Annotated in this window: 16 protein-coding genes and 2 tRNA genes; 1 reads left to right on the forward strand and 17 read right to left on the reverse strand. The window is 60.7% G+C overall.

The genetic code is table 11. The features are described 5' to 3' along the window. Positions 1–130: 130 nt before the first annotated feature. The 13 genes from lysS to asnB all read right to left on the reverse strand — a co-directional run bounded on the left by lysS (position 131) and on the right by asnB (position 12,101). On the reverse strand, positions 131–2,095 hold the full coding sequence (lysS, locus tag DXC99_RS03535; RefSeq protein WP_117629265.1) for a lysine--tRNA ligase: 1,965 nt from the start codon (positions 2,093–2,095) through the stop codon (positions 131–133). Between the two features lie 79 nt (positions 2,096–2,174). Continuing rightward, positions 2,175–2,645 (reverse strand): transcription elongation factor GreA, encoded by a 471-nt coding sequence (gene greA / locus DXC99_RS03540; protein WP_006234960.1) that lies wholly within the window; start codon positions 2,643–2,645, stop codon positions 2,175–2,177. Positions 2,646–2,751: 106 nt separating this feature from the next. Continuing rightward, positions 2,752–3,027: a twin-arginine translocase TatA/TatE family subunit gene (gene tatA / locus DXC99_RS03545; protein WP_022094895.1), complete on the reverse strand. Its 276-nt coding sequence runs from the start codon at positions 3,025–3,027 to the stop codon at positions 2,752–2,754. 112 nt (positions 3,028–3,139) lie between these two features. After that, positions 3,140–3,216, reverse strand: a tRNA-Pro gene (locus tag DXC99_RS03550). Positions 3,217–3,265: 49 nt separating this feature from the next. Then, positions 3,266–4,162, reverse strand: a complete 897-nt coding sequence (ispE, locus tag DXC99_RS03555) for a 4-(cytidine 5'-diphospho)-2-C-methyl-D-erythritol kinase (RefSeq protein ID WP_233505657.1) — start codon at positions 4,160–4,162, stop codon at positions 3,266–3,268. A 2-nt stretch (positions 4,163–4,164) separates the two neighbouring features. Continuing rightward, on the reverse strand, positions 4,165–4,461 hold the full coding sequence (locus DXC99_RS03560) for a Veg family protein (protein WP_006234957.1): 297 nt from the start codon (positions 4,459–4,461) through the stop codon (positions 4,165–4,167). 114 nt (positions 4,462–4,575) lie between these two features. After that, positions 4,576–5,022 carry a D-aminoacyl-tRNA deacylase gene (gene dtd, locus DXC99_RS03565; RefSeq protein WP_089572532.1) on the reverse strand — a complete coding sequence of 149 codons (447 nt, stop codon included), beginning with the start codon at positions 5,020–5,022 and terminating at the stop codon, positions 4,576–4,578. Positions 5,023–5,025: 3 nt separating this feature from the next. Further along, complete coding sequence (rdgB, locus tag DXC99_RS03570) at positions 5,026–5,667, reverse strand: RdgB/HAM1 family non-canonical purine NTP pyrophosphatase (RefSeq protein ID WP_117629266.1); 642 nt, start codon at positions 5,665–5,667, stop codon at positions 5,026–5,028. A 142-nt stretch (positions 5,668–5,809) separates the two neighbouring features. Beyond that, positions 5,810–6,535 carry a ribonuclease PH gene (gene rph / locus DXC99_RS03575; protein WP_117629267.1) on the reverse strand — a complete coding sequence of 242 codons (726 nt, stop codon included), beginning with the start codon at positions 6,533–6,535 and terminating at the stop codon, positions 5,810–5,812. Positions 6,536–6,590: 55 nt separating this feature from the next. Then, positions 6,591–7,475, reverse strand: coding sequence for a glutamate racemase (murI, locus tag DXC99_RS03580; RefSeq protein ID WP_117629268.1), 885 nt, complete (start codon positions 7,473–7,475; stop codon positions 6,591–6,593). A gap of 51 nt (positions 7,476–7,526) precedes the next feature. Next, on the reverse strand, positions 7,527–8,438 hold the full coding sequence (locus DXC99_RS03585; protein WP_117629269.1) for an HAD family hydrolase: 912 nt from the start codon (positions 8,436–8,438) through the stop codon (positions 7,527–7,529). A 107-nt stretch (positions 8,439–8,545) separates the two neighbouring features. Continuing rightward, positions 8,546–10,108 (reverse strand): Mur ligase family protein, encoded by a 1,563-nt coding sequence (locus DXC99_RS03590; RefSeq protein ID WP_117583120.1) that lies wholly within the window; start codon positions 10,106–10,108, stop codon positions 8,546–8,548. Positions 10,109–10,220: 112 nt separating this feature from the next. Continuing rightward, a complete protein-coding gene (asnB, locus tag DXC99_RS03595; RefSeq protein WP_117563808.1) occupies positions 10,221–12,101 on the reverse strand; it encodes an asparagine synthase (glutamine-hydrolyzing) in 1,881 nt (626 codons plus the stop codon). A 187-nt stretch (positions 12,102–12,288) separates the two neighbouring features. Here asnB and DXC99_RS03600 point away from each other — a divergent pair. Next, a tRNA-Val gene (locus DXC99_RS03600) sits at positions 12,289–12,364 on the forward strand. 796 nt (positions 12,365–13,160) lie between these two features. On the opposite strand, the gene DXC99_RS03605 is transcribed toward DXC99_RS03600, so the two are convergent. The 4 genes from DXC99_RS03605 to argC all read right to left on the reverse strand — a co-directional run bounded on the left by DXC99_RS03605 (position 13,161) and on the right by argC (position 18,048). Next, positions 13,161–14,444 (reverse strand): aminotransferase class III-fold pyridoxal phosphate-dependent enzyme, encoded by a 1,284-nt coding sequence (locus DXC99_RS03605; RefSeq protein ID WP_117583121.1) that lies wholly within the window; start codon positions 14,442–14,444, stop codon positions 13,161–13,163. A gap of 69 nt (positions 14,445–14,513) precedes the next feature. Beyond that, positions 14,514–15,494, reverse strand: a complete 981-nt coding sequence (gene argB / locus DXC99_RS03610; RefSeq protein WP_117583122.1) for an acetylglutamate kinase — start codon at positions 15,492–15,494, stop codon at positions 14,514–14,516. Between the two features lie 81 nt (positions 15,495–15,575). Beyond that, the gene (gene argJ, locus DXC99_RS03615) at positions 15,576–16,844 is read right to left on the reverse strand and encodes a bifunctional glutamate N-acetyltransferase/amino-acid acetyltransferase ArgJ (protein WP_199408861.1); all 1,269 of its coding nucleotides are present in this window, start codon (positions 16,842–16,844) and stop codon (positions 15,576–15,578) included. Between the two features lie 133 nt (positions 16,845–16,977). Next, positions 16,978–18,048 (reverse strand): N-acetyl-gamma-glutamyl-phosphate reductase, encoded by a 1,071-nt coding sequence (gene argC / locus DXC99_RS03620; RefSeq protein WP_117583124.1) that lies wholly within the window; start codon positions 18,046–18,048, stop codon positions 16,978–16,980. Positions 18,049–18,126: the final 78 nt, after the last annotated feature.

The raw sequence follows: 18,126 nt of genomic DNA on the forward strand, positions 1-18,126 counted from the left end.
TGAGACAAGGTGACGTGAAACGAAAGGGCGCTGACCTTCTGGTCGCGCCCTTGAAGTTGAACGTCAGATTGTCCAAATGCGGCCCGCGCAGCGTCGAGCCGTTACGCGGTTCGTAGAACCGCGTAACTAGTTAGTACATCTTTGCGCCAGCGGGGATGGAGGCGTCGAGCTGGATCAGGTTGAGGCGCTCCTCGCCCTCCTCCTCGTGGACAGCGCTGATCAGCATGCCGCAGCTGGGAATACCCATCATCTTGCGCGGAGGCAGGTTGGTGATGGCGAGCAAGGTCTTGCCGACCAGGTCCTCGGGCTCGTAATAAGCGTGAATACCGGAGAGGATGGTGCGGTCGGTACCGGTACCGTCGTCGAGCGTAAAGTTCAGCAGCTTCTTGGACTTCTTGACGGCCTCGCATGCCTTGACCTTCACGGCGCGGAAATCGCTCTTGGAGAAGGTATCGAAGTCGACGAACTCCTCAAACAGCGGCTCAACGGCGATCTTGGAGTAATCGAGCGTGGGCTTAAGCGACTTAACGAACGGGCTCGCGGCGTTGCCGGCCTCGGCAGCCTTGGCGGCAGCGGCACCGGACTGGAAACCCTTCTCGGGCTTCATGTGCGGGAACAGCAGCACGTCGCGGATAGAAGCCTGGTTGGTGAGCAGCATGACCACGCGGTCGATGCCGATGCCGATGCCGCCCGCGGGAGGCATACCGTACTCGAGGGCGCGCACGTAATCCTCGTCATACTCCATGGCCTCATCGTCGCCGCCGGCCTTCTCGGCCATCTGGGCGGCAAAGCGCTCAGCCTGGTCGACCGGGTCGTTGAGCTCGGAAAATGCGTTGGCGTACTCGTGGCCTGCGATGACCAGCTCAAAGCGGTGGGTCAGACGCGGATCGTCCTCAAAACGCTTGGCAAGCGGGCTGACCTCGATGGGGTAATCGCACACGAACGTGGGGTTGACGATGGTGTCCTCGCCCAGCTCATCGTAAATCTCGGCGATAATCTTGCCAGCAGTCCACTCGGGCTTGATCTCCAGGCCCTTCTCGCGCGCGGCGGCAGCAAGCTCCTCGACCGGCGTGTCGATGGTGACCTGCTTGCCGAGCACGTCGGAGACGATGTCGGTCATGGGACGGCTGGCCCACTCACCAGAAAGGTCGATGGTCTGGCCCTGGTACTCGATGACCTCGGGGTTGCCGATGGCCTTGTTGGCAGCCTTGATGACACCCTGGGCGAGCGCCTTCATGCCCTCGAGGTCGGAGAAGGCACGGTAGGCCTCCATCGTGGTGAACTCGGGGTTGTGGGTAAGGTCCATGCCCTCGTTACGGAAGATGCGGCCGATCTCGAACACGCGCTCAAAACCACCGACAATGCAGCGCTTGAGGTGCAGCTCGGTGGCAATACGCAGGTAGCACTCCTGATCGAGCGCGTTGAAGTGCGTGATGAACGGCTTGGCAGTAGCGCCGCCCTGGATGGTCTGCAAGATGGGGGTCTCGACCTCCATGTAGCCGTCGGACTCCATAAAGCGACGGAACGTGGAGAGAATCTGCGAACGCTTACGGAAGGTCTCGCGAACGTCGTCGTTGGCGATCAGGTCGACATAGCGCTGGCGATAGCGGGTCTCCTTGTCGGAAAGACCGTGGAACTTCTCGGGCAGCGGACGAACGGCCTTGGAAAGCAGGGTCGCACTCTTAGGGGCAACGGAAAGCTGGCCGCGCTGGGTGCGCACGACCACGCCGGTCACGCCCAGGATGTCGCCCAGGTCGAGAGCCTTGAGCGTATTCCAGGCAGCCTCGTCCATGTCGTTGATGCGGCAGAACAGCTGAATCTCGGCAGTCGCATCGCGTACGACGATGAACATGATCTTGCCCTGACCGCGCTTGGCGACCACACGGCCGGCGATCTTCACGACGTCCTCGGTGTCCTCGCCATCGGCAAGCTCGGCGTACTTAGCCTCGATATCGGCAACGTAGTCCTCAAGCTCAGAGTGCTCGGGATAGGGGTTCTGGCCCGCCTCGAACAGGGCGGCGCGCTTGGCCAGGCGGGTGGCGCGCTCGTCGTTGAGCGTCGATGCCTGATCTGCGGCGTTCTGGTTCTCTGCCATAAGTTAGCTCCTCAAACTAAAACGCTCCCCAGGATTCGGTCCCAGGGAGCGAAAACAAACCTTTACGCGGGACCGTGGTCTAGCGTGCAATCTTGGCGATGGTGTAGACGCGAGTCTTGCCGGAAGGCGTAACGACCTCGACGGAGTCGCCCTCGCCGTGACCGATGATGGCGTGACCGACCGGAGACTCGTTGGAAATCTTGTGCTCGAGCGAGTTGGTCTCGGTGGTACCGACGAGCGTGACTTCCATGACCTCGCCGTTGGGATCAATCAGCGAAACGGTGGAACCGATGGAGACGGTCAGATCACCTGTGGTGGCAGCAACCTGAGCGTTGGCGAGGATGGCCTGGATCTCGGCAATACGAGCGGCGTTCTGGGCCTGCTTGTCCTTGGCGGCGTCGTACTCGGAGTTCTCCGAAAGGTCGCCGAACGCGCGGGCTTCCTTGATGTCCTCGACGATCTCCTTGGCGTAATCGCCCTCACGCCAAGCGAGCTCCTCGACGAGCTTCTGGCGGCCCTCAGCGGTCAGTACGATCTGGCTTGCGTCCATACGGATATCTCCCCAACTCTGATCAAACAATCAACTGTCAACAAAACGAAAAAGACCGGCTAGCCTGCGGGCAAGCCGGTCAGGTGCTCACCCCAAAGGGATGGGACTACTCTGCGTCCGCGTCGCTGTCCTCTGCCTGCTTCTTCTTGGCAGCAGCGAGCTTGGCCTCGAGCTCAGCGATCTCCTTGTCCTCCTCGGACTGCTCGACCACGACCTCCTCGGCCTGCTTGGTCTCGGCCTTATCGTCGCCCTCCATACCCTCGCGGATATTCTTGACGGTAGAGCCGAGGGACTTGCCGAGCTTCGGCAGGTTCTTGGGCCCGAAGATGATCAGGACAACGACGAGAATAATGATGAGCTCAGGAGCCCTCAGTCCAAACATGTAGACCTCCACAATACAGCGAGACAAGCTCGAATGAGTATACCGCGGGTATCGCGGTATCACAACAATAGCTAAAAAAAGGGACCGCAAGAAGCGGTCCCTCCTCATGCTCTGGTCGGGTTGACTGGATTTGAACCAGCGACCCCTGCGTCCCGAACGCAGTGCTCTACCAAACTGAGCCACAACCCGTTAGCTCGACTATAGTAACAAAGATTTCCGTCGTGTGCTAGAGAAATTTTTACTTCTTTGGCACTTCGATGCGAACCGTGTTGGGAATGAGCTCCGTTGCATAAGCCCACCAGCCGTTTTGATGAGCGGCTGCCGAAAGATTGGCTGCCGTGGCGGCGCTATCGCAGAGAGCAAACGAGCAGGCACCCGAACCGCACACGTTTGCGGCAATGGTACCGTCCTGTGAACGAAGCCAGTCGAGCACTGTTTGAATCCGCGGCTCCATCTGCGCGGAAATGACACCCAGGTTGTTGTGGACGAGCGCGTAGGCCGCCTCTGCGTCTCCCGAGCGAAGGGCAGATGCGATCGCGCCGGGCTTGTCTGCAGGCACCGGAGCCTCGTCAAAACGTCGATAGGCTTCAATTGTTGAAACGCTTGCCTCGCGCGGCTTGACCAACACGACGGGCGTTGCGGGCAGCGCGGGATACTCAGTTGCCAGCACGTCTCCCCCACCTACGTAGAACGCAAGGCTCGCGTGCAAAAAGAACGGGACGTCAGCACCAATACCCCGCGCAATGTCGTCGAGCGCGGGGTCGGTGCGATCAATTCCCCAGAGCTCCGCCAAGGCGACAATGACCGCGGCCGCATCCGTCGAGGGGCCGCCCAAGCCGGCGCACAATGGAATGCGCTTCTCAATCGTCACGCAGATGTTTGCCTCGCGACCATAATGCTCGGCCATAGCAACCGCAGCCCGATACGCCGTATTCTTTTGCATGGGAAAATCTGATGCCGGAACCGTCTGGACGGTCAGCGCCTGCGCCGGCGCGACCGTCACGGAATCGGAAAGACCGACGGCTGCCATCAGGGAATCGACCCTGTGGTAGCCGCGGTCATCGCGCTCGGTATGAACCCCCAGGTAGAGGTTAATCTTTGCCGGCGCGGAAAGAGTCAGGGACCGATCGGTCACCGTTAGTGCTCCTCGAGCTGATTGCCGAGCGGGGTAAAAATGTGCTCACCGCTCTCGGGGTCGAACAGCTCGACCTGCCCGGTGAGGACATCGATATACTGGTAGGACTGACGCGACTTGCGGCCGCGACGTTCGTCAACCTCGACGATAAAGACGGCGGGGTGGACGCTCTTGATGGTGCCCATGCGCTCGACGACGCGGGTGCGGCCCATGTTGGCCTTCACCTTGACGCGATCGCCCACCATATCGGTCAGCTTCTCGTGGATGTCGTCGACGTGATTGACTTCCATCTCTTCCATGAACAGGGCCTCCAGAAGGTGCAATTCAAAAAGGGGATAATACCCCTAAGATAGACAAAACTCTAATACTATAGCACCCTGTTGCGACCACGCGCAAGTAGCTAATTTGGCTACTTACAGATTGTCGGTATCGAGGACGATGGTGAATGGGCCGTCGTTGACGAGGTCGACTTTCATATCGGCGCCAAAGATGCCATGCGCCACGTGTTCGACATCTTGACGAACGAGCGTCAGGAAGTACTCGTAGAGCTCGTTGGCGACATCGGGGGCGCCGGCATCCGTAAACGATGGGCGGCGGCCGTGACGGCAATCGGCGAACAGCGTGAACTGCGACACTACGAGAACCTCGCCGTCGACATCGGCAAGTGCCAGGTTGGTCTTGCCGTTCTCGTCCTCGTTAATGCGCAAGCCGCGGAGCTTGCCCCACAGCTTATCGGCCTCGGCGCGCGTGTCGCCGTGGCCCACGCCCAGCAGCACCAGATAGCCGCGCCCAATTTTGCCCACGCACTCGCCGTCGACCGTCACGCCGGCGTTGAGTACGCGCTGCACCACCGCACGCACGGCCTACTCCTCGCCCGTCAGTTTGGCGGACAGATGCTCGAGCGCGTGGAAACGATGGCTGATGGCGTTCTTCTCGTCCGCCGTCAGCTCGGCCATGGTCTTGCCCGGCGTGTCGACCGGCAGGAACAGCGGGTCATAGCCAAAGCCGTGATCGCCGCGGCCCTCGTGTGCGATAACGCCCTCGCAGGCGCCCTCGCCATAGGTGACCAGACCATCCGTGTCGATAAGCGCAACGACGCTCATAAAGCGCGCGGTGCGGTCCTCGTCCGCCACGCCTTCCAGGTTAACGAGAAGCTTGGCGTTGTTGGCGGCATCGTCTCCGTGCACGCCCGCATAGCGCGCGCTATACACGCCCGGCTCGCCGTCAAGCGCGTCGACGACCAAGCCAGAATCGTCGGCGATGGCCATGAGCCCCGTCTCTTCGACGGCAGCCTGCGCCTTGATGATGGCGTTCTCCAAAAACGTCGTGCCGTTTTCCTCGGGGTCCTCAAAATCGCCCAGCTGGCCGAGCGCCACAAAGCGAACCTCGGGCATGACCTTGCCTAAAATGGCCTCGATCTCGGTGAGCTTATGGTCGTTGCCCGTTGCCACGACAATGGTCGCCGCCGGGTCGAGGGTGTCGATGTCGATCTTCTCAAGTGCCATGAGTGGCCTCCTTGTCTCTATAGCAAAGTCACGTAAAAGGGACTGGCCCTTCGGCGTCTCCCCTTTCGTGTAGCATCAACCTTATCTATCGGCGTTTCCGCAGATAAAACCTACCAAAATAAACCTGTCCCTTTTTGGCAGGTTAGGCGAGAGTTTGGCGCTGGAGCTCGATGAGCTCGGCAATGCCCTTGTCGCCCAAATCGAGCAGGGCGTTGAGGCGTTTGCGGTCGAAGGGCGCCTGCTCGCCGGTGCCCTGGAGCTCGATCATCTCACCGGTGTCGGTGGCGACGAGGTTCATGTCGACCTCGGCATGGCTGTCCTCGGAATAATCGAGGTCAAGCAGCGTATTGCCGTCGACAATGCCCATGGAGATGGCAGCCACCTGGCCGGTAAGCGGGATGCGCTCGATCTTGCCTGCCTCGACCCACATGGCAAGGGCGTCGTGCAGCGCCACCCAGGCGCCGGTAATGCTCGCCGTACGCGTACCGCCATCGGCCTGGATCACGTCGCAGTCGACGGTGACGGTGTACTCGCCGAGTGCCTTCATGTTGACGACGGTACGCAGACTGCGACCAATGAGGCGCTCGATCTCCATGGAGCGGCCTTTGCGGTTGGCGTGCTCGCGCTTGCAGCGCTTGCCGGTCGATGCCGGCAGCATGGCGTACTCCGCCGTTACCCAACCGGCCTTGGCACCCTTGCGCCAGCCCGGCACGCCCTCCTCGATGGTGGCAGCGCACAGCACGCGCGTATCGCCAAATTCGGCCAGGCACGAACCGTGGGCGTGCTTCATGACGCCGCGAGTAAGTTTGATGGGGCGAAGCTCATCGGCGGCGCGGCCGTTGGCGCGATTGACCTGCATGTACTCCATAGAAATATCCTTTCGGCAAAAGGTGAAGGTGAGCCTTTGGTCGGTGACCTTATATCTATTTCAGTTCATCGATATCGACATGCTCAATGCTCTTGAGCGGCTGGCCAAAGATAAAACTGCCCGCCACCGCAAACTCGGCAATGTTGTCAGACGTGGTGGCAAAGCGATGCTGCGGCTCGGCTGCGTCGCCCGCCAGCTGCTCGCGGCGCGTGAGAATATCGGTCAGCTCGCGCGTGGTCTCCTCGGCGGAGCTCACCACGCGCACCCCGGGTCCCAGTGCATGGCGGATGGGACCCACCAGCAGCGGGAAGTGCGTACAGCCGAGCACCACGGTATCGATACCGTGGTCGCGCAGCGGCTCAACCGTGGCACCCACCAGCGCACGCACGGCAGGCGTATCGAAGATGTCCTCGTTCTCGAGCCACTGCTCTTGCAGATGCGCGCCCGAGGCGAGCTCGTGCTCAACGACCTCGACAAAGCTCGAGGCAGGACAACCGTATACATCGACGCCGGCATCTAGATCCTGGATGGCGCGCGTGTAGGCGCCCGAGCGAATGGTGAGGTTGGTGGCGAGCACGCCCACCCGGCGCGTGCGGGTGCTGTTGATTGCCGCGCGTGCGCCCGGTGCGATCACACCGATCACGGGAACGTCGAGCACCTGCTGGGCCAGACGCAAGGCCGCAGCGGTCGCCGTGTTGCAGGCGATGACCATAATCTTAACGTCGTGCTTCGAAAGCCAACGACCCGCCTGCAACGCAAACGAGCGCACCTCGTCCTCGGTGCGGGTGCCGTAGGGGCAGCGCTTGGTGTCGCCAAAGTAGTAGACGGACTCGTGCGGCAACGCCGTCGCAATCGCGCGCGCAACCGTCAGACCGCCCAGACCCGAGTCGAACACGCCAATCGGGCGCGTGCCCCCGGCCAGATTCTCGATATCGGACATTACCTCACCAGTCTCTCTCGAAAAGACATGTCCAAGTGCGGCGACGCCGCGCTACGAACGCGCCGCGACGAGCAGCTCTGCCGTTGCCGCCCAGCCGTCGACAATCTTGCCGCGCGTGACGTAGGCGTTATCGCAGGCATCCAGGAACTCGGGCGCGCCGGCGCTGGTCAAACCGTTCTCGACCAGGCAGAACGTGCCCACGTGGTCAGCCATGTAGAAGTCGGACTCAGAATCGCCGAGCGCCAGCGTCTCCTCGCGCTCGATCCCCAGGTGCTCGCAGAAGCGCGCGATGGCAACGCCCTTGTTGAGGCCGGCGGGATTGATGTTAAACGCGCGACCGTCCTCGACGCGATCGAGCTCGAGCGTCGTCGGCTTGGACAGATGCGTCAGGTGACCGTTACAGGCCCACACCAGGCCGCAGCCGGCCTCGTCCAGGATGGCCTGGACCTCATTGTCGGGCACATCGCCGCGCATGCCGACGGTGACCTCGCGGTACTTGTAGCCGGTCGACATGTCGTTGTGATACTCGATCTTGTGCGGCCAGCGGGCAAGAATCTTCTCGCACACGCCGGTCTGCTCGATCACCTGGTGCGGAGTAAGGCCGCAGGCGGGGTCGTAAGGCATGTCGCCAGTCAGATACTCCCAATCGTTGGCTTTGAGGTCGTACATGACCAGGCCGCCCATCTCACCAATGTAGGAGTTGAGGCCGAGCACGCGCGCGTCCTCGTGGATCATGGTACGGTTGCGGCCCGAGGTGGGAACCACCTGAATGCCAACGCGAGCGAGCGCCACGACGGCCTCGACGAGTTTGGTCGAAGGGTTGCCGTCGTTGTCGCGCAGCACGCACGAGCCGGGCGCGAGCATCGTGGCATCCAGGTCGGTAAAGACGTACTTGACCTTGGCCAAGCGCTCGCGCATCTCGCCCGAAAGCTCGGCAACGGTCGGCAAGGTGTTGTGGGACATGGTTACTCCGTTTACGTAGAAGGGTTTGGACTTGGACGGCATGTTTTGATTGAGGGAACACGCTTATGGCGACAGCGCACTCAGGGCGCCGCCGCCATCATGGTTCATTAGTCAAACTGGGTAACATCGATCAGGCAATTGGCCAACGAAAGGTCGCTCTCGATGGGCACGAACTCGTCACCCACGTGCATGAGCTCCTCGTCACCCTTTGCCAGCAGCAAGACAATAGTGGGAACATCGGGGTTAACGTACTCCTCGCGCGCCGCCTTGAACGCCGCATGCACAGCGGCTTCGCGATCGAGGATGATCTTGTTCGGCGTATCGTCGGGAACATGTTCGGCAAGCTCGCGACAGACCTTCATCGGGTCCTCGTGAGCCGGGTCCTCGTTGGCAAAGATCATCAGGTCGGAATATGGTGCGGCCTCGCGCGGAAGCTGCTCGCGGCGCTCCTGCGCCTTGCCGCCGGCAGCGCCAAATACTGCGATGACCGGGCTGGCGGGAAACGCGCGCTTGACCGACGAGAAAAGCGACCGGAACGAAAGCTGGTTGTGAGCGTAGTCAACGACGCAGATCACGCGGCCGTCCTTCGACTCCACGACCTCCATACGGCCCGGCACACGCAGTTTGGAGAGGCCCTTCTTGATAGCCTCGATACCGATGCCGATCTCGCGCGCAGCGGCGATAGCGACCAGCGCGTTTTCCACGTTAAAGTCGCCCGCGATGCCCAGCAGGACCTTCTCCCCCGCCTCGGACTCGTCGGCACACAGGCCATGCAGGTTAAACTCGATGTTAAAGCCGACCATGCGCACATCGCTCGCCCACAGGCTTGCCTCGGGATGCTCGACGCCAACGGTCACCAAGCGCTCGGCCGTCGACGCTGCCTCCAACACACGGTCAACCTCTTCGGTGCCCAGGTTCACCACGGCGGTCTTTGCCTGGTCAAAGATCCTGAGTTTGCTCTCAAAATAATCCTCAAACGTGGGGTGTTCGATCGGCGAGATGTGGTCACGCCCGATGTTGAGGAAGCACGCCACGTCAAACGGCAGATTCTCGACGCGTTGGTACTTGAGCGCCTGGCTCGAGACCTCCATGACCATGGACTGGCGACCGGACTCACGGCAGTTGGCGATATGGCGCCAGACCTCGGGGGCCTCTGGCGTGGTATTGGTGCTCTCGTAGCACTCGATGCCATCGTCGGTACTCACCGAGCCGATCATGCCGCAGGACTCGCCCGCCGCTTTAATAATCGACTGGAGCATAAAAGCGGCCGTGGTCTTTCCCTTGGTACCGGTGATGCCCACGATCTTGACGTCGTGGTCGGGACGGTCGTAGACCTCCGGCGGCAACAGGGCCATGGCCGTGCGAACGCTATCAACAACCAGCATCGCAGCACCGCTCTCCTGCGCCAGCGGCTCCAGAGACTCGACCAGCGACTCCTCGCACACAAATGCGACGGCGCCCGCATCGAGCGCCATGCTCAAAAACGCGGGCTTAAAGGCAGCACCTTTGCAAAAGAACACGTCACCTGCCGAGACCGCGCGCGAATCAAACGAGCAGCCGGTCACGGCACGCTCGTCAACCTGCTCTGATGCGCGCAGCTCACCGCACACATCGAGAAGCTTGGCAAGCGTATCGACCGTGGTCACGGTCGCGGAATCCGAATGGTGCATCTTTCACCTTTCTCAGCCATTTGGCAGGGACGGTTTTTATAGTAACTGAAACGCACCCACGCAAAAACGGCTCCCGGAGGAGCCGTTACGCGCAGGCGTTCGTAAGCCGAGGCTAGGCAGCCTGAACAGCGGGCTGGTCCTCGTCGATAAAGAAGCGCTTGTACCACACCAGGAACACGAGCGGCGTATAGATCTTGCGCTGGAAATCGCCCTTGCCCGCAAAGTGCAGATCGAGCAGGTGCATGAGCTCGTCGGTATCGAAGAACTCGCTTGCCCACGGCGCGGTGAAGTACTCCTTGACATAGTCGTACCACTTTTGCTCGCGCAGCCAGTAGACAATCGGCACCGGGAAGCCCACCTTGGGACGGGTGGCCCACTCATCGGGCAGCGACTTGTTGGCAGCGTGGCGGAGTACCTGTTTGTTGCCGTTCTCGTTGATGCGGTAGCGGTCGGGAATATGCTCGGCGAACTCCATGACTTTGCGGTCCAGGAAGGGCACGCGCAGCTCCAGCGAGTGCGCCATGCACATCTTGTCGGCCTTGAGCAGAATGTCGCCCGGGAGCCACATGTTCATGTCCAGGTACTGCTTCTTGACCAGCTCGGGCTGACCTTTCACGCGCGCATAGATGGGAGCGGCAAGCTCGAAGGCGCCATCGCCGGTGTTGTACTCGGGCTTGAGCACGCCGTCGACCTCGCGCTCCGGCCATACCAGAGCCTGTCCCAGGAACGACTTCTCGGGGATCTCGGCACCCTTGACCAGGAAGTTATGTCCCTTGAAGTACGGCATATGCAGCGCCAGGTTACCGAGCGCGCGACGGATGGGCAGCGGCACCATCTTTTTGTACTTGCGGACTGGGACCGTGTCCTCGTAGTAGGCGTAGCCGCCAAAGAGTTCGTCGGCGCCTTCGCCCGAAAGCACGACGGTGACGTCCTTGCGGGCCATCTCGGCCAAGAACCACAGCGGCACGGAAGACAGGTTGGACTGCGGCTCGTCCATGTGATACTGGATGTCCTCGAGCGCACCGAAGAACTCGTCGGCGGTTATCATCTTGCGGACATTCTCGACGCCGAGCTTGTCAGAAAGTTCCTTGGCGTAGTTGGTCTCGTTGAAGTTCTTGTAGTCAAAGCCCACCGAGAAGGTCTTGTCGGGCATGAGGCAAGCGGCGATGTAGCTGGAGTCGACGCCGCCGGAGAGGAACGACGCGACCTTGACGTCGGCGATGCGATGGGCCTCGACGCTCTCGTGCACGACCTCGTCCAGCTCGTCGACGTACTCCTCGAACGGCTTCTCGACGGCAGAGTAATCGCAATCCCAGTAGCGCTCGATGTTCATCTTGCCGGTCGGAATATCGACGGTAAAGTAGTGCGCCGGCGGCAGCTTGTAGACACCCTCGAAGAAGGTCTCCTCAGTCGCCGAATACTGCAGCGTCATGTACGGACGCAGGGCCTTTTTGTTGACCGCCTTGTGGAAGTGCGGGTAGTCCAGGAAGCTCTTGATCTCGGAACCAAAGAGCACGCCCGGAGCGCCGTCGCCCGCATCGGCCATGGGATAGTAGTAGAGCGGCTTGATGCCAAAGATATCACGGGCGCCAAAAAGCTTGTTCTTCTTCTTGTCCCAGATGACGAAGGCGTACATACCGCGCAAGCGATCGAGTACTGCCTCGCCCCACTCCTCGTAGCCGTGCAGAAGGCTCTCGGTGTCGGCGCCGCAGTGGAACTTGTAGCCCTTGGCCTCGAGCTCGGAACGGAGTTCTTGGAAGTTGTAGATCTCGCCGTTGAAGACAATGACGACGCTACCGTCCTCGTTGGCCATAGGTTGGGCGCCAGCCTCGGTCAGGTCGAGGATCGACAAGCGGCGGAAGCCGAGGGCAACGCGGCCGTCGATAAACTGACCGCCCATGTCGGGACCACGATGGACGATGCGGTCCATCATCTTGGTGAGCACCTCGGATTGGTTATCCGTCCCACCGACAAAACCGACAAAACCGCACATATACTATCCCCTCTGCTGTTGCTGGGCATCAAATCGAATCAGTAGCTTTTGAGTATACCCGAGGGCGTAAAGAGGGGCGGAATGTTCAGGCAATCTCAACTGAATCAGCTCCGCTGTGACACGCGTCGGTTACCTTTAATGGATATGAGGTGAATGAGGCGATTGTTTTGCTATACTCTCTCCGCACGGGCGATTGGCGCAACGGTTAGCGCAGGTGCTTTACACGCACAAGGCTGGGGGTTCGAATCCCTCATCGCCCACCATTGAATTGGAAACGGTCCTCGCAAGGGGACCGTTTTTGTTTGGGCCCAGCGCATGGGATTCGAACCCGACAGGGTGCGAAGCTGAGGAAACGCGAAACGTTTTCCAGCGCAGCACGCGAGGGCCGCAGGCCCGAAGCGAAAGCGGGCGGCGTCAGCCGCACGCGACATCCCTCATCGCCCACCACTGATTTGATAGGCTCCCAGCTATGGGGGCCTTTCTTTTTTGGGCCCAGCGCATGGGGTTCGAACCCGCCAGGGTGCGGAGCTGAGGAAACGCGCAAGCGTTTTCCAGCGCAGCACGCGAGGAGCGGAGCGGCGAAGCGGGGCGCGGGCGGCGCCGGCCGCACGCGGACATCCCTCATCGCCCACCACTGAATTGTTAGGCCTCCAGCGATGGAGGCCTTTCTTTTTTGTGCCCAGTGCATGGGATTCGAACCCGCCAGCACGTCTGTCACAAAGGCCGTGGCCAGAAAATGGCAAAAATGAGTACTGCTACCTTGCTTACAACATATCAAAAGATAGTATTTGCTTAAGTTACGCAACATATGTCCATTATAAGGACTAATAATTGGATCAAAATCGTACATTCATCGCCATTTCGACTAGCTATCTGGCCTTATTAGTCCAAAATTGCTGCTACCAAATCGATAACAGTACTCATATTTGATGTTTTTTGACCAGCAGGTCTCCCCGCCTTAGCAAATCTAAGGCAAAACGGGCTCCAGACCGCTGAATCATGCCACATAGGGCACGTCCGCAGTCCGGAACCCGGTCAAAGTTAAGTTATTTCGCTGTGTTAGGCCAAAACGTCCGACAGGATCTCGATCAGACTGTCCACGTCGGATTCCTCGCAGACGAGCGGCGGCAGGAAACGCAGCGTATGGGCACCCGTAGCGTTAATCACGGCACCAGCCCCCAATGCACGGGCCACAACGTCGTGTGCATCACCCGCAGTATCGTCCAGATCGCAGCCGAGCATCAAGCCGCGGCCACGCACCTCGGTCACGTTCGGCAGCTTGGCGAGCTTTGCCTCCATATAGGCGCCTACCTTGGCAGCGTGGTCGGCATAATCGCCGCGCACGAGTGCGGAGAGCGTCGCGGCACACGCCGCGATGGCCAAGCAGCTACCGCCAAACGTCGAGCCGTGGTCGCCCGGCTTAAACACGTCGGCAATCTCCTTCTTTGCCACGACGGCACCCATGGGCACGCCATCAGCAATGCCCTTGGCAAGGCTCATGATGTCGGGTTCCACGCCATAGGCTTGGAATGCAAACGGCTTGCCGGAGCGGAAGATGCCGCACTGGACCTCGTCGGCGATAAGCACGGCGCCCACTTCGTGTGCCAGGTCGCGCGCTGCCGCCATAAACTCCTCGGTCATGGGGTGCACACCGCTCTCGCCCTGGATCGGCTCGAGCATCACGGCACAAATTTCGCTCCCCAGCTGCTTAAAGATCGCACGCAGTTCATCGATATCGTTGGGCGTGCAGGCCACAAAGCCACCCGGCAGCGGGCGGAAACTATCCTGCAGCCAATCCTGCATGGTGGCGGCAATGGTCTCGAGCGTACGGCCGTGGAAGCCGCCGCGCATGCACACGATAGTGTTGCCGCCGTTACCGGCACGCTTGGCGTACAGGCGCGCGAGCTTCATCGAGCCCTCGTTGGCCTCGGCGCCGGAGTTGGCAAAGAAGGTCTCCCAAACCTGCTCATCCGCAGCCGGGGCACCAAGAGCAGCTGCCGTGGTCTCATCGCCGGCGGCAATGGCATCGGCAAGCACGCGTGCACCATCTAAGTCGTCGTTGGCAAGCTTGGACAGCAGCGCCGCGACCTGTCCACGCTGCTCGATGTAGAAGTAATTGGAGACATGCATGAGCTTTTTGGTCTGTGCCTCGAGCGCCGAGAGCACAGCCGGGTCGCCATGACCTAGGCTGCACACGCCGATGCCGGCAAGAAAGTCGAGGTACTCACGACCATCGTCGCCGGTGAGCTTCATGCCGTGACCCTCGACAAACTCGACCGGAGAGCGGCCAAAGGTATGCATAACGTAATGGGATTCAAGCGATTGCTGAGCTGCAAGTGACATGGGATGCCTTTCGTTGGGCGCCAGACGGCGCAGGCCTATGGGTGCAGGAATGGGGCGGCTGCGAGTCAGTTAGACCGTCTGAAGCTTCTCGACCTCGTCGAGGTTCTCGGTCAGACGCGCAGCAAACGTCGAAAGCGGATGCGGATGCGTATCGAACTCGTAAGCCGTCTCGGTGGAATGGATCACGGTACCGACGCCGGCATCGGTCAGCAGCTCCAGCAGCAGCGAATGCGGCGTGGTGCCGTTGATGATGTGAGCGCGAAATACGCCGCCGGCAAGCGCATCGACGGCCGCACGCAGCTTGGGAATCATGCCCTTATCGACCTCGCCGCCGTAGAGCATTTCGTTAACCTCGTCGAGCGTTAGGTTGGAGATGAGTGAGTCTTTATCGCTAAAGTCCTTGTACAGGCCGTCGACGTCGGTCAAAAAGATCGCCTTATGCGCATGCAGCGCCGCCGCAACGGCACCGGCGGCGGTATCGGCGTTGATGTTGAAGAAACCGCCGTCCTCCCCCGCCGCGACGGTAGCGATGACGGGGATGTACTCGCTATCGAGCAGGCGCTCGATATAGTCGGTGTTAACGTGCGTGACCTTGCCTACGCGGCCGAGTTCGGGGTCGAGCGGCTCGGCGATGAGCGTGCCGGCATCGCTGCCCGACACGCCCACGGCCAGGTTGCCGTGGTGGTTGATGGCAGCAACCAGCTCCTGGTTAACCTTGCCGCCCAGCACCTCGCGCACGATATCCATCGTCGCCGGCGTGGTCACGCGCTGGCCGTTCTTAAACTCGACGGGAATATCGTAATGGCTCAGCGCCTCGTTAATAGCCTTGCCGCCGCCGTGCACGATGACGGGGCGCATACCGATGATCTTGAGCAAAACGATGTCGCTCATCACGTCGCGGCGCAGCTGCTCATCAACCATGGCGGCTCCGCCATATTTGATAACAACCGTCTTGCCGGTCAGGTTCTTAATCCACGGCAGCGCTTCGAACAGCAGCTGCGCGGTTGCTTCGTTGGATTCGCTCGAACGACAATCGCGTGCGAATTTCATAATCTGCCTCGTCTTTCATATCGTTATCGCGCCGTGCTCCGCTGTCCGCAATCGCGGCAAGATGCGCAGCGTGCCCGGAATCTAGGAACGGTAGTCGCCGTTGATGGAGATGTACTCATGCGTGAGGTCGCAGGTCCACACGGTCGTTGCCGCGTCGCCTGCGCCCAGGTCGGCCGAGATCACGATCTCGGGCGCCTCGAAACGTCGTAGAGCCTCGTCCTCGTCAAAGGGAACAGTCAGACCGTCGCGACAGACAGGCATGCCCATCATGTCGATGGAAACGTCTTCCTGATTAAACTTCACGCCGCACTTGCCAAGCGCCATAGCAACGCGGCCCCAGTTGCAGTCGTGGCCGGCGATGCAGGTCTTAACGAGCGGCGAGTTGGCAACGGCACGGGCGGCGATATCGGCCTCCTCGTCGTTCACGGCGCCGGTAACGTTGACTGTAACAAGCTTGGATGCGCCCTCACCATCGGCGGCAATATTGCGCGCCAGGCTCTCGCACACCTCGTGCACGGCAAATGCCAACTCGTCAAAAGCATCGGAGCCCTCGACGATAGGCTCGGCATCTGCGGCAGCGGCACCGGAGGCAAGCATGATGCAGGTGTCGTTGGTCGAGGTGTCGGAATCGACCGTTACCTTGTTAAAGGTCTGCTTGACGGTCGAGAGCAGCAGGGCATGAAGTGCCGCCGGCTCGACGGGGGCATCGGTGGTGATAGCTGCGATCATGGTGGCCATGTTGGGCATGATCATACCCGAGCCCTTGCACATTCCGCCTACCGTATAGACATTGCTCGCATGACCCGCAGCCTCACTGACGTAGGACACGGCGTACTCCTTGGAGTGCGTGTCGGTCGTCATGATGGCGCGAGCGGCATCGGCGCCACCGTGGGCGGAGAGCGCCTCGTAGGCAGCAGGAATGGCGGTCTCAAACGTGTCGATCGGCAGAATCTGGCCAATCACACCCGTGGAGGCAATCAGAATCTGCTGGGGCTCGCAGCCGATGACCTGCGAGGCGATGTTGCAGGTCTCGCGCGCGCAGGCAAGACCGGTCTCACCCGTGGCGGCGTTGGCATTGCCAGAGTTGACCGAAACGCCGGCGATGATACCGTAGCCCTTGTCGGCACCGCCCAGGTGGGCACGGCTCACCTGCACGGGCGCCGCGCAAAAGCGATTGGTGGTAAACACGCCGGCACCGGGACAGGGTTTATCGGGCACGACGAGCGCGTAATCCAGGCGCTCGGGATTCTTGCGGAACCCAGCGTGGATGCCTGCAGCTTTAAAACCAGCCGCAGCCGTAACGCCACCCTCGACGGCGCGAATCTTGATATCAAACAGCTCGGTATTCATCGTCTTTATGACTCCTTATGTCAAACAAAAAAGGGCATCGGTTGGTGCGCCATGCCAGCCACAATCATGAGACCAGCTTAAGAGTGGCGCCCCACTCGATGCCCGACTACCAAATCGTTAACAATCGAATGTGCTACACCGGGCACGCCACTGTGGGCAAGCCTCGTCGCTCGTCAAAACCAAAGACGATGTTGGCGCACTGGACCGCCTGACCGGCAGCACCCTTGCACAGATTGTCGATCGCTCCCGTCGCCACCAGCACGCCCGCGCGCTTGTTGAGTGCAAGGCCGATCTGGGCAGCATTGGTGCCGACGACCGAGGCCGTCTTGGGCTGCTCGCCGGCATCGAGCACGCGCACAAAGGTGCGACCGGCGTAGAACTGTCTGTAATGGTCGACGACATCCTCAAGGGTCAAGGTATCGATAGCCTGCGGCGTAAGCGGCATCGTCACCGTAGAGAGCAGACCGCGCTTGAGCGGTGCCAGGTGCGGGGTGAAAACGATGTGGTCGGCTAGGCCAAGAATCTGCTCGATCTCGGGCGTATGGCGATGTTTTCCTGCGCCATAGGCCTCCAGGTTCTCGTCTGCACTGCAAAAACGCGTACGGGCGTTGCAGGACTTACCGGCACCCGTTACACCGCTGATAGCGTCAACGATCACGGGTCCGCTCTGGGCAACCCAGCCGGCGCGCACGGCAGGCGCGGCGGCAAGGCTCGTTGCGGTGGGATAGCAACCGGCGCAGGCGACCAGTACGGGCTTGCCGTCGGCGTGGTCGGATGCAGCGGTCTCCAAATCCTGGCAGAATAGCTCGGGCAGACCAAAGGCGCGGCTCTTGAGTAGCTCGGGGCTCGTGTGCTCGGCGGCATACCAGGCCTCAAAGGTGGCCGGATCGCTCAGGCGATAGTCGGCCGAGAGGTCAATGCAGGAGACTCCCGCGGCAAGCAAGGCGGGCACCTGTGCCATGGCGGCCGTGTGCGGCACGGCCAAAAAGACCGCGTCGCAGTTCTTGAGCTCGGGGGCATCATGCGTCGTAAAGGCAAGATCGCTTACGCCGGTGAAGCTCGGGTACACCGCAGACAGCGGCTGGCCGGCATCGGCGTTGGACGTAATGGCAACAAGTTCAAACTCGGGATGACCGAGGACGAGGTGAATGAGCTCGGCGCCGGCATATCCAGCCGCACCGACGATTCCAACCTTTACAGACATATCAGACTCCTTGTCTGCAGTTATGCACCAATACGCATCCTGCAGCCGTCGTTATGAAGTAGGTTGAAACTTTAGCAC

Origin of the sequence: Collinsella sp. TF10-11AT, from assembly GCF_003437565.1 — a bacterium.
Taxonomy (GTDB): domain Bacteria; phylum Actinomycetota; class Coriobacteriia; order Coriobacteriales; family Coriobacteriaceae; genus Collinsella.